Raw genomic sequence first — 13,261 nt, 5'->3', positions numbered from 1 at the left:
AGTTCAACTCGTTCCCAGGCTCTAGCCTGGGAATGAAGTCATTCAAGGCTCTGCCTCATTCTGAATTGCGAATTCTGAATTTTGAATTGTTTATATCCCTGCCAACGTCCACGCCAAGATGCTAATAACTTTTTCCCTGCCAACTGCCCTTGGCTAGGTAAAAATCTCAGCCATTGTACTAAGCCCAAACTATCGCATGTACCCACGAATACTGCCCAGAACAAAAATGCAATCCGGCGGATAAATGGTAAATGCTCTAGTAAAACTAAGGTTTCATTATGGACTAAATTAATAAAGGCAATTTCATTAAAGTTATTTCGCTGATCTTCGTCAAAACGTTGTGCTGGATAATGATCTACAGCAACACTAGGATCGTAAATTATCTTCCAACCAGCCCGCTTTAATGCCAGGGTGAATGCCATTTCAAAGTGTACTTGCGCTCCAGTACCGCGCATCCGTTCGTCAAAGCGCAGTTGTCCGATAGCTTGGGTACGAAAACTCATGTTCACGCCCTTGAGAATATCGACTTCGCGGGGTTCTCCCACTCCCAGGTGATGGTTGCCAATGACTCGCCCAAACCATTGCAACTGTCCCACTACTGGGCGGGATTCGTCTTCTAATTTGCTGCCGTGGTATATCCAATCACGCCCTCCCAGTCCGCCGAGGCGACTATCACAGGTAAAGGAAGCTGCAATCCGCTCTAACCAATCGGGGTGCGGTGCGGCATCATCATCAGTAATGGAAACAATATCGCCCTCCACTGCTGCTAATCCGGCATTGAGAGCTGCTACTACCCCCGGTTGTGTCACTTTCACGGGATGCAGTGGCAAGTTGTGCGCTGTGTATTGGGCAAGAAATTGCCAAGTTTCTGCATCCGTATCGCGGACAACCACTATCACCTGATCCACTGGTTTAGTTTGCTCCTGTAGCGCCCAAAGGCAGCGTGAGAGGTCTTGTGGACGGCGATAAGTCGGTATCAGAACGGTGTTCCGCATTCTTGCTTAACTCCTCAAATAAATCCACATAAGTTTGTGCCATAGCAGTCCAGCTATGTTGTTCTGCCACAGAACGAGCAGCTTGACTCATTTGCTGCATCAGCATATCTACACTTACCAAGGACATCATCGCCACAGCCAAAGCATCGATATCATTTGAGTCGGGTAAGACAATGCCACATTCTGGTGTCACCAACTCTGCACCCCCGGTAGCTGTGGCAGTAATTACTGGTAGTCCTGAAGAAAGTGCTTCTAACAATACGAGGCTACAAGCTTCATATCGGGAAGGAAAAATAAATAAATCTACTGACCGCATAATTTCGGGGATATCACGGCGAAATCCGACAAAATGCACGCGTTCACTTAACCCCAAGGATGCCGCTAGTTGTGGGAAGGGACTACCTTCGATATGACCTACCACCGCCAAATGTAAATCGGGTACTTTCACCAAGGCGTGTAGTACTGTATCTAAATTCTTTCTGGGTGTGCGGATGTCTCCAGCAAACAGGGCTAGGGTGACATTCTCCGGTAAACCTAATTTTTGGCGATGCCTATCGCCTACGCTTTCACCAGGGGTAAACTCTTCTAGATCAACGCCATTGACAATTACCCGAATCCGAGAACGCGGTATACCAATGTTGACTAATTCTTGGGCTACCTTTTCAGATACAGCCACAACAACCTGTGCTTTTTGGAAAGCTTGTTTTTCCCAACCGGCATTAAACGCTGTAAATAGCCATTGGTAAAAACCATATAAATCGCGGCGGTTGCGGGAAATATGAACAGGCGATCGCAACCATGAACTGTGGACAAAATGTACAGCATTCACATCAGCCGCAGCCAGATTAATTGCTCCATTGACTTTAACTAAATCAATATCAGAGCGATGTTTACGTAACCAATCTGCACTTTTTTGGGCAAAGATGAAATTACGTACAAATTCTGTAGGATAGCCTTTGACTGGAATTTTAATCCAATTAACTTGGCTATTATCTTCTAGTTCTGGTGCGACTTCACTAGCTAATAATGTCAAGTGATGACCACGACAAATTGCTTCCTTAGCAACCTCATAGTTTACCCGTCCCTGACCATCACCTTTTTTGATTTTATGAGTAACAATACAAAGTTTCATCCACTATCTTCCTTAACGATAAGAGCTTCACACAGAGACGCTAATAAAAACTTTAAATAATCTTTTTCTATTCTCTTTGCGCTCTTTGTATACTTTGCGGTTTGTAAAAAAAACTAGAACCACAACTCAGATATGATTGCCTGATTATTTCGCTACTTTTATTAACTTACTTGCTAAAAATTGCGGAGTAAAACTAAGACTAAGTGCTGCCATAGTTCGCACATTAAATTTTTGTTGATTCAGCGCCTGCAAAAAATAAGGACGTGCTGCGGCTATCTGTTCGCTTCGTAGCAAACCAATTCCCAAAGTAGTATTAGCTTCTAACCATTTCTGTTGAAAATGAGTTCTAAATTCCTGTAACCCAGGGTCTTCCATAAATACTTGATAGCAAAACATTTCGCTTTTAGCTTTGCGAATTTTTGCTTGTACATCTCGACTACCACTGAGCATAGTATCAGTTTGCTCATGGGCACGATATCGCGTCAATCTTTCTGGACAATAGTAAGCGCCATAACCAGATATACAAAATAGATAGGTTAAATATAAATCCCACATCCCACCAACTTCTGAGGGAATACTATCCCAATCCACCAAATTATTGCGAATCACACAAGATACAGCAGTAGGTATACTTTTATCTACTAACCCAATTTTGGAAAAAGGTTGATGAATTCCTTTTGCTAGTTTGTCTCGCTTGTAAGCGCGTGTGTTTTCTTCGGTACCAGCATGATTAATTATGCCATTAGCATCTATAATATATTGGTCACAAAAAGCGAGAATTAAATCAGAATTTGCTTCTAGTGGTGGTACAAGCTTTGCTAAAAAGTCTTCATTCCAAATATCATCGTCATGGAGACTAGCAACATATTTACCTTGCGCCATCTTAAAGCCATGCTGCTGATTAGCTAACATACCCACATTTTGCTGATGTCGCCAAAATCTGATGCGTGAATCACCAAAAGATGCGACAAGTGCCTGGGGATTTTCTGAACTACAATTATCAGAAATAATAATTTCAATATTTTGATAAGTTTGTTTTATAGCACTTGCGATCGCTTGCTTGAGATAGTCTGGTCGATTATAGGTGGGGATAACAACGCTGACTAAAGGTTGTTGACATTCTTGATGTAATGACATATTTTTCTTCCTTTATATTTTCTAAGTAAAAGATGCACTATTTGATATTTTTACCAAATCCAGCTTATCTAGCTTGAGAAATACTATATAATTTGTTGGCTTGGGAAGGAAATTCAGCTATTGTTTTTGCATAAATTGTTCGGAGATTATTTACATGAGCAGCCATTGTAAATTCCTTCATCAATAAAGTATGACCTTGCTCACCCATGTATCGGCTTTTTTGATAATCTCTATACAATTCATTAATACTATCAGCCATCTTTTGGATATTATTGCTTGGAACAAGAATACCCGTTTCTCCATCTCGTAAATGTTCTGGAATCCCTCCGACTGCACTACCAATTACAGGTCGATAACGAGAGTATGCTTCCAAAGTTACAAGACCGGCAGGTTCAGGCCAAACACTGGGAAAGATGACTGCAAAACACTGTTGATAAAGTTTATCTAATTTATCCGAATTGCACCAACCATGCCAAGTGATTCGCTTATTCAATCCGAGTGTAGTTGCTAACTTTTCTAACCGTGGTCGTTCCCAACCTTCACCTGCAATATCAAGTTGAATTTTTGGATCTGTATGTATTAAGGTTTTGAGTAACCATTCCAGACCTTTATCAGAAACAATTCGTCCAGCAAACAAAATTCTATGATTTTGATGTACTTCCAAGCTTAGGGGAAAAGTTGCTGTTTCTGGTATAGATATTCCACAGTGTAACATTATAGTTTGTTCAGGGGATACACCGTTTTGAATTAACTCTTGCCGCACATATTCGCTATTAGCAATGAAAGTAATTTTGAGCCTTTTCAAGACATCTAAAAACTGATGAGTGGTTTGAAGTTCTCTAAGAGTTCTTAAAGGTCTACGGCTACCGCATTTATCTACTAATTTACCCCAGGTACATCCTAAGTAAGAGAAGTTGCGATCGCAGATTGTCCGTTGCTCTGCTAAATACTTTGTGCCACTAGGGCAGTAGAATGAGTGATTATGAACGCTGAAGATAGCAGGACATTCGCCTGTAAGCTGTAATAGCAAATCTGGACTGTGGATGTGCAGCAGTTTGAACTGGCTTTGATCGATATTTTTCAGCGATTTGATAACGCGATCGCTAACATCAGGTGGTCGATGTTCAAACAGAGAAGCTAAGTAAGTTTCAACACCTCCGCTCCCACCGACACCAAAATTCGAGCATTGATAGATTAGGTCTTTGTCAAAGATTTCCTGGGACATATTTTCTATGACTTTCAAGTATATAGAACTAATTTTAATAACTTATTTATCGGGATAATAAGTATTTAAAATCTGATTTTTTTCCTATTTTGCTAAATTACTGATACATATTTAGTGGTTTACGGCTGTAGAGATTTACAGCCGATGAATATGTTGTAAGTACTTTGGTAATTGGATATTGTTTCTAATCTGGCTGCCTTAGTTCATACTGCATTTGATGATATTTCCAAAGCTTGCCTTTTAGTTCCAACAGTTCTTGATACTTACCTTGCTCTACTATCCGTCCCTGTTCTAAAACTACAACTTTATCTGCTTTAGAAATAGTAGAAAGACGGTGAGCGATCGCAATTACTGTTTTACCAACAGATAGCTTTTCTAATGAATCTTGAATTAAGCGCTCAGATAGCGAATCTAAGGCGCTAGTTGCTTCATCCAAAATCAAAATTTCTGGGTTCCGCAGTAAAGCTCGTGCAATAGCAATTCGCTGTCTTTGTCCTCCAGATAACCTAACACCCCGATCTCCTAATTGGGTATCAAAACCTTCGGGCATTTCCAAAATAAATTCTAGTGCATTCGCTAGTTTAGCTGCTTCTTGAATTTCCTCATTTGTCGCTTCTGGAGTTCCGTAAGAAATATTCTGCCAAACATTAGTATTGAAGATAAAAGTATCCTGACTGACGACAGCTATTTTGCGACGGAGAGAGTTAATTTCAAACTGCCGGATATCGATTTCATCAATGTAAAGATATCCATCTGTAGCATTATAAAATCGGGGAATCAAATCAGCAAGGGTTGTTTTACCAGCGCCAGACGATCCAACTAACGCTGTCATCTTTCCCTTTTCGATCGTCAGGGTAATATTATGCAGTACTAGATTTTCATCATCATAGCCAAAATCCACAGATACTAAATCTATTGACCTGTTTAATCCCTTAAACTGAACTCTGCCATTTTGAAAGTAATATTTTTCATCACTTCTCAACAGATTTTTAATATTGTCTGCTGAACCATGTAAAGTGCTAAGATATGCTCTCGTGCCATTAATATCTTGAACAAATGGGATAAAGCGAAATAGTACAAAGAAAAAGGTTAGCAAAGAAGCAACTTGTAGCGTTCCATTAGTGACAAGACTAGTGAATGCCAAAATAATCATTCCGATCAATACCGTAGTCGCTACCGCTTCAGCAATTGGCTTTACAAGTGTCCAGGTAAATACAACTTTTGTTGTGCTACTTATTACCTTATCGCTAGCTTTATAGTAACGCTGACGCTCAAATTCTTGAGTACCACAAGAATGAACAGTGCGGATACCATTAATAAATTCTATGGCTGTTGATGTAAAATTAGCATTAGCAGTTGTCATGCCAAAACTCGATTCTCTGACTCTGGCATTCAGATTTGACAACCCTACACCTAAAAGTGTAAATAGTAATGCTGATATTATCGTCAATTGCCATGAGATCAAAAACATTGATATTAAGTAGACAAAGGTTGTCAGTCCTCTAGTTACTAAAAAAGCTCCGCCACTAAAACCTTGTCTAATTCTTTCAATCTCTGTAGTAATTGTGTTAATTAGTTCGCCAGAACGAGTCTTACTAAAGTAACTTAGTGATAAGGATTGTAACTGTTCAAAAATTTGCTTGCGTAAGCGATCGGCAAGATGTAGTTGAGATAATTCAGTATAGACTTGAGAAAAATAATTGAAGGTGGCACGTAACCAAGTACTCAATAGAATCAGCAAAGATACGCGATATAAACGATTAATTGCTGATGTCTTGGCTCCCAAAATCCAAAGATCAAACCATTCTATTCCTGTTTGGACAGGTTGAGCATTAGGGCTAGTTAAGCTTTGCAAAAAGGAAAGTAAGAAACCAATACTTACACCTTCAAAAGTTGCTGCCAAAATTGAGAAAATCAGCGCTAAAATTGCAATTTTGCGAAAGTGTTTAAATTCTCGCAATATCAAATAGTTGTCCTGCCAAAAGCTGCTAGCTTTAAGCAGATTACTGAGTGGCTGAGTCAGTTGAAAATTCATGGATTTTATCATAATATTTTGGCAAGGTAGATAGACATCTATAGAACGATACTGGTTCAAAATAAGTAACAAAACCTTGATGTAGAGATGTGATTTATCGCGTCTTGAAAAACCAATTATCTAGAACCGGATTACTCTATAGATGCTACATAAACAATTTTTGTTTGAGCCTCAGTGCGGTAGATGAAATCATCAATTACCGCACAGATAAATTACAGGGTTTGGCTATCCAGATGTAATAGATGAGACTGTGCCTCTACTTCCCAGTCAGCTGTAATTTCTGGTAATTTATTTAGCTGTACTGCATCTTCCAAAGTCCAACAACGAGATCCGGTTAAACTCATGTCACCCCGTAGCACGTTAAATAACTGTGGTAGATTGTCGAGATTGTATTTACCCATCCAACGCTCTAGTGGTGTGTTATTGTGGGTGCAAAAGCTCATCGCTTGAAAGAGTTTACCCCGTTCCCCAACACGCCATTCATGACAAAAAAGTGACCCTGGCGAGTAAACCTGCATTAATACAATCAATCCCAACATGACTGGACTTACTAATAGCAGCAATACGAAAGCAGCAATCCAATCAATTACTCGCTGCAATTGTCTGAAGGGTTGGTTAGGAAATTTTTTGCCAGCGGGTATGCTTAGGAATATTGGTTTTTGAGCTGCTTCACATGCATCTGCCCAAAATTTGAGCAAGGTCTGACCCAATTTTGGATCTATGCTGACCAAACTTACTGGAGAATGTTGTAAGCATTCTATTAGCGATCGCTTATTATCTAATGAAGCCAGATATGGTTGTTTAACTCGTCCTGGCACTTTCACCAAAAGCTTACCCCGCCGCCACTGGAGCGTGCAGTACCCACGATTATCTTGGTGTGACTGGGTTACATCATATAAATTCTCTAGAGTTGGAATTATTGAAGTTGTCATAATGTCTTTGGGTTTATACAGGAGTGAATTACTGAGGCGTTATCAAAGGCTATTAATGCCAAAGACCCAAATCCGAATCTTGTTGTAAGTCCAAAAAGTTGGAGAGAATTGAGGGCAAAAATATGCTATAGTATTTGCCACTCAGCCAAGCACGTATTGCGTAGAATTCTGCTGGTGTAGAGATGTACAAATTAGACAGATACTAATTACATAGGTAGCAATCACCGCTACTATTAACATTCATGGGCAAATCTTGATTTTCCGGAAACTACTGACAGTAGAGAAGTGTAGAGGGAAATTACCCATGAATCTATATCTACGTTTAATTACGCTGAGGTGTTGATTCTGTCGATAGATTTAACAAAACCAGTCTGCTCTTGTCTTCTAGCCTTTATGAAGGTGCTTTAATCTCTAGAATATAAGACTATGTAGAAATAGCGATCGCTCAAATAAATTCTTTATCTGCTCTTTAAATAGTCCGTAATTTCTCTGAAAAACCATAAAGATAGCATAAATATACTGAAATTTTCCTGATAGCAACAAAATTAAATTTTGGTTATAAATGTGAAACCCAAAATCCCCGACTTCCTTAGAGAAGTCGGGGATTTATCATCTAGCGGTACTAGTACAGCGCAGCTTAAATAAGCCAAACATTTTAAATGCTTAAAACCCTTACAGAACAGTAATTACGAATTACGTTAGCGCAGCGGTAGCGAGTCTTCTCCCAAGGGGAGACGCCAAGGGCGAACGAGCGTCATTACGAATTACGAATTACTTTTCTACAGCTTGACGTAGAGCTAATTGCTGTTGTTTGATATTAGGTACGTAATTACTACTAGAGTTTGATACCCCATTAGCTACAACCCCAATCAAATTTAACTTACTCAACATAGCTGTCGCTTGATTAAGCTGACTTCGTGTCACAATACCAATGCTTGCCACCATAACCACGCTACGACAAGATGATGCGGTAAGCATGGCATCCACTAAGCCGAGAACTGGGGGTGCATCTATCAGTACCAAATCATAATTTTCCTCAAATGCTGCCATTAATTGCATCATCCGAGGGGAACTCAACAGATTAGCTGGGTCGGCAGGTTTGGGGCCAGCAGTCAAAATATCGATGTAGGCAGAACCTGAGTATTGAAGACTAATTTGGTTGGGTAGAGTTGTATCACTCGCCAATAAAGTTGAAAGCCCCTGCTCATTAGGAAGATTCAGTTGATGGTGCAAACTGGGATCGCGTAAGTTGGCATCAATCAGCAGTACCCTTTTGTGTAAACGAGCAGCACTCATTGCCAAACCCAACGCCAAAGCTGATTTACCCTCATCGGCTAAAGCCGAGGTAATCATCAAAGATTTTAAATTAGTAACAGTATTTAAAAGTTCGATGTTTTTGTAAATCAGATCCAGCGATTCCCAACGCGGTGGAGATTGCAATACCTGAATTGTCCAAGGGGCGAGAACTTCTGGCTTGCCAAAAGGCAACTTGATCATTGATTCTCTGGGTTTAGCTGGCGGTAACTTGGGAGTTGTTCCCAACAACGGCATAGCCATTTGCTTCTCTAACTCAGCAGTGGTGTGAACTGCATCATCAGCCGATTCCCGAATAAAGGCAGCAATACCTCCTAACATTAACCCAACCACAGCACCTAAGAGCAAGTTCTGTTGGAGATTGGGGCCTAATTGTGCGCCTTTTTGGGGATCTTCCACCACTTCCCAATTAAATCCACCCTTGGAAAGTTCTTGGCGTAATTGTTGTTCTGCTCTTAAAAGCTGCTCTAACCTTTCACGGCTAAATTGCAACTGCGGTAGCATTCGATTGTAATAAGCCAACAGAGGCGGGAAGCGTTTGATTTCAAAACGCAACTCGTTTTCTTTCTGGGCCAAACTTTGATCGCGAGCAGTTAAAGCAACTATAGTTGTCTGCGTTTCTACTAACTGACCAGCAAGGCTGAGATCGATTTGGCCGAGCTGTCCTTTTTCGAGAAGAGAGTCCCCAGAAGTCAATGCACCAGAAGACTTTCCGCCTAAAGTTCTTCCTACCTCTTGTTGCAATAATTCCTTCTGCCCCTGAAGCTGTTCTTTGAGCTTTTGCACACTTGGAGTTTGATCTGTAAAGCGTAAGCGTTCTTGTGCTAGTGCCAATTCGCTTTTTTGGATTTCGTTTAGTAAGCCTTGATAGCGAGTAGACTGACTCAAACGAGAAGCAACTAAAGCATTTTGGGGAGAACGGTTAAGTTGTTCTTCTAAAGATTTTTGGCGTGCTAAAGCTTCCCCATACTGAGCACGAGTTGTCTGTCTTTCTTGAGAAAGATTGTTCAAAGCTGTTTCAATCGCTTTGGCCTGTGACTCTGGATCGATTAAGTTCTGATTTCTGCGAAATCTTTGTAAATTTGTCTCAGCCGCGTTTACTTCTTCACTGGCTTTACTTAACTGTTCCCTGATGATTTGCAGACCTTTTTGTAAACGCGAACTCTGTTGTTGTTTGTTATATTCCAGATAAACTTGTCGAATTGCATCTAGAACTTTTTGGGTTTTTTCAGGATCTCCAGCGGTGTATTCAACTTGAAATATTTTAGTAGCGACATTATCTTCTTTGCTCCTGATTTGAGTTAAGACCAAAGAAGCTTTTATTTCAGCTGAAGTTATATCTGGATAATTAGACTGAAGTTTATCAACTGCTTTTTGGATTAGTCCCGAACTTTGCATCAAGTTAAGCTGGGTGGCAGTATCTATGACCACATTAGAGTCAGTAAACTGATTGTCTACCCCCGCACCACCTTCTGTCTTACCTTGATAGTTAGGTTCTACTAGCAGTTGCATAGAACTTTTATAAGTAGGTTTTGTCTTTACAGTTACTATGCTGGCAATAACAAGAGAACTAATTAATACTGCTAAGAACCAAGGAAATCTCCGCACAAATACGGCAAACATTTGCCCGTAACTTGGTTCACTTTCAGAAGCTGGAGCTAGATGAGGATTTAGACTAGTTTGAACCACTTTTATTATCCTTGTCTTCAAGACTTACGCTAAGAGATTCTCCGAAGAATACCTATTTTTTTACGAACTGCCAATGAGGAGAGATCGAATAAATAGGTAATCTGATAGTGAAAATAGATTCAGAAATTAAATGAATAATTGATGCACGCCACAAGCTTGATAAATAATTTGCTCAACCTTGCTAAAGAATGCATTTTCTGAAAAGTTTGCTACTGCATGATTGCGGATGCGATCGTAATCCCAAGAAATGCCGTTGGCTTCTAGTAATGCAACTTGAAGAGATTCGGGTGTTTGTCTTTTGAAAAAGACTCCTGTTTCACCTGGAATTTGAGTATCTAATACTCCACCCGCTCCATAAGCGATGACTGGTGTACCGCTAGCATTAGCCTCGACTGGAACTAATCCGTAATCTTCTAAGGCTGCGACAATAATAGACTTGGCTTTGGAAAACAAGTCTTTGCGGGTTCTATCACTTACGTGTCCCAAGAACACAATATTTTGTAATGCTTTGGATTTTAACCGTGCTAGTTCTGGCCCGTCACCAGATATTAATAACCGCCACCCTAACCAATTAAAAGCTTCGACTATTATATCAAGTCGCTTATAACTGATCATCCGAGCGGAGGCCAGATAATATTCTTCTTTTATATCGGAAAAAACAAATTTACTAGTATCAATTGGATAGTTCACCATCATTGCCTTTTTGCCATAAATCTTTTCAATCCGGCGGGCAACAACACTGGAATTAGCAATGTAAAGGTCAGGCTCCTGTGCATATTTCAGGTCTACCTTTCTCATGACTTGAAATACTTGTTCGATTAAAGGAGCAAAATATCTATAGTCTCCGTATTCTCTTAAATAAGTTGCTGTATCCCATAAGAAACGGGTGACGTTATGGCAAAAACAAATATGGTGGGCATTGGGATTTTTTCGCACTGCTTTGGCGAAGCTGGTGCTACTACTAACAATTAAATCGTAGTCTTGCAGATCCAAGGCACGAAAGGCAGGGAAATACAGAGGAGCCATCGACCTGAAATATTTTGCTGCACCAGGAATCTTTTGTAAGAAGGTTGTATTAACTATGCGATCGCCTAGATCAATCGTTTTTTGGGGATCATACAAAGATGTGAAAATGTCTGCTTCGGGATAGCGCTTACAAAGCAGTTCAAACACACGCTCTGCCCCACCTCGCTGGGTTAAATAATCATGGACGAGAGCAATTTTCATGAAATTTGACCTAAAGTTTCGATCGGGTTTGTTGAAACGCTCTCCAGCAAGTTACTATCAACAACTTTAGTGTCCCACAGTATAGCTTTCTATCCTCTTGATGAAATTCTGGCGACAAATATATAGGGGCGTACAGCTGTACGCCCCTACAGCTAATTCATTTGTGGCAAATATTTTTAGAACCGATATTATCCAACTGCTACTAAGATTTTTTCTGGAGCGAAATAGACGTTTTGCTCATCTCGTAGTTGGTCGCAGAGTCTGCCTTCAGGTAATTCTACATCCTCATAAGTGAGGACTTGATCTTTAGAAATATCTCGTTTGAGGCGGCACCCTTCAGCTAAACCCATTGGTAGAAGATTTTGCTGTTGGACGATATCGGAATTTTCACATTGTCCGTAGGTCATGTAGTAGCCGATGCCATCTAAGGTTTCTCCTGCTTTCAGGTCGATTTTGGCGGTGGTGACAACATCTACTAGCGGGCCTGCTAGTGGAGACATAACGGCATCACCAAATAAAACAGCACGCGCTACGGACAAGGGAACTTCAAAATGACAGAGGTGATAAGGAGTATAGAAGCTGTAAAGTGGGCCTTCGCCTAATTTATATAAGTTGAGATAGTGACGTTGCTTGGGGTCGTCGTGAGTGGCAAATACATATACGCCTGGGCCTGGTTTGGCTCCAACTACATAATCGACAATACCGCCTAGTTCTTTGAGTTGTTCAACATCATATAACTGGGTCATTTCATCGACATGACCGCTGAAGTCATATCCCAACATTCCCCGTTTGGCGACTTTCATGCCTGTGGCATTGGCAACGATCGCTTGCTCGAAGGAAATTTTGCTTCCGTCGGCGAAGCTAGCCACCATGTGGGGCTTTTGACCCCAACGTTTAGCAAATCCTTCTTGGGTGGTGGGATTGCGATAGGGGTCTTGGAGTCCTTTAATGTTACCGCACAATAAGGGAGTTAAACCAATGCTTTTTACAAAGCGGTAAAGGTTCATTTGTACTCCTGGCTGATCGCCATCACAAGCGCTGAGAATCACACCTGCTTTGTCAGCATACACTTTCAGGATGGGGCCAATGGTGCCATCGAGTTCGGCATTCATCATGATCACATGTTTGCGGTGGGCGATCGCTTCCATAACGATCCCAGCGCCAAATTCCACTGCACCCGTGACTTCGATTAATGCATCGATGCCTTCAGCCCGACACAGTAACTTAGCGTCTTCTGTGACTGCATATTTACCGTTAGCGATCGCATCTTCTAATTCGCTGATAGTTGCAACAACTTGAATATCTTCAATTCCTGCTTCCGAATAAGCTTGTTTAGCTGCACCAATCTGACGATTAGAGATAGCAACTAACTCCATTCCTGGCACTGAATTGACAATTTGGTTGGCAATTCCTCGACCCATAAAACCAGCACCAATCATTCCCACCTTAATAGGATTTCCTGCTGCTGCACGGGCTTGTAAGGCGCGATCGATAATAATCATGAACTAAACTCCTTTTTAGAACTGTTTGTTGTGTTACAAATTCTCGATAATTTTGCACTTAATAATTTGTTAC

9 protein-coding genes are annotated in these 13,261 nt (G+C 40.7%); all 9 read right to left on the bottom strand.

Translation table 11 applies throughout. The features are described from left to right. Positions 1-38 precede the first annotated feature (38 nt). Positions 39-995 carry a glycosyltransferase family 2 protein gene (locus tag HWQ40_RS22440; protein ID WP_292781982.1) on the bottom strand — a complete coding sequence of 319 codons (957 nt, stop codon included), beginning with the start codon at positions 993-995 and terminating at the stop codon, positions 39-41. Beyond that, positions 913-2,127 (bottom strand): glycosyltransferase family 4 protein, encoded by a 1,215-nt coding sequence (locus HWQ40_RS22435; protein WP_292781979.1) that lies wholly within the window; start codon positions 2,125-2,127, stop codon positions 913-915. Before HWQ40_RS22435 ends, HWQ40_RS22440 begins: the two co-directional genes overlap by 83 nt. Before the next feature lie 144 nt (positions 2,128-2,271). Then, the gene (locus HWQ40_RS22430; protein ID WP_292781978.1) at positions 2,272-3,264 is read right to left on the bottom strand and encodes a glycosyltransferase family 2 protein; all 993 of its coding nucleotides are present in this window, start codon (positions 3,262-3,264) and stop codon (positions 2,272-2,274) included. A 64-nt stretch (positions 3,265-3,328) separates the two neighbouring features. Then, positions 3,329-4,489 carry a glycosyltransferase family 4 protein gene (locus HWQ40_RS22425; RefSeq protein WP_292781975.1) on the bottom strand — a complete coding sequence of 387 codons (1,161 nt, stop codon included), beginning with the start codon at positions 4,487-4,489 and terminating at the stop codon, positions 3,329-3,331. A gap of 184 nt (positions 4,490-4,673) precedes the next feature. Next, positions 4,674-6,524, bottom strand: a complete 1,851-nt coding sequence (hepA, locus tag HWQ40_RS22420; protein WP_292781973.1) for a heterocyst formation ABC transporter subunit HepA — start codon at positions 6,522-6,524, stop codon at positions 4,674-4,676. A gap of 212 nt (positions 6,525-6,736) precedes the next feature. After that, positions 6,737-7,456 carry a heterocyst development glycosyltransferase HepC gene (gene hepC / locus HWQ40_RS22415; protein ID WP_292781970.1) on the bottom strand — a complete coding sequence of 240 codons (720 nt, stop codon included), beginning with the start codon at positions 7,454-7,456 and terminating at the stop codon, positions 6,737-6,739. Between the two features lie 771 nt (positions 7,457-8,227). Then, on the bottom strand, positions 8,228-10,459 hold the full coding sequence (locus HWQ40_RS22410; protein WP_292781968.1) for a polysaccharide biosynthesis tyrosine autokinase: 2,232 nt from the start codon (positions 10,457-10,459) through the stop codon (positions 8,228-8,230). 126 nt (positions 10,460-10,585) lie between these two features. After that, a complete protein-coding gene (locus HWQ40_RS22405) occupies positions 10,586-11,686 on the bottom strand; it encodes a glycosyltransferase (protein WP_292781965.1) in 1,101 nt (366 codons plus the stop codon). Positions 11,687-11,874: 188 nt separating this feature from the next. Continuing rightward, entirely contained in the window at positions 11,875-13,188 is a 1,314-nt protein-coding gene (locus tag HWQ40_RS22400; RefSeq protein WP_292781963.1) for a Gfo/Idh/MocA family oxidoreductase, read from the bottom strand. Positions 13,189-13,261 lie beyond the last annotated feature (73 nt).

Source organism: Nostoc sp. NMS9, from assembly GCF_017114995.1.
Classification (GTDB): Bacteria; Cyanobacteriota; Cyanobacteriia; order Cyanobacteriales; family Nostocaceae; genus Nostoc.
This window is presented reverse-complemented; position numbering and strand designations above follow the sequence as displayed.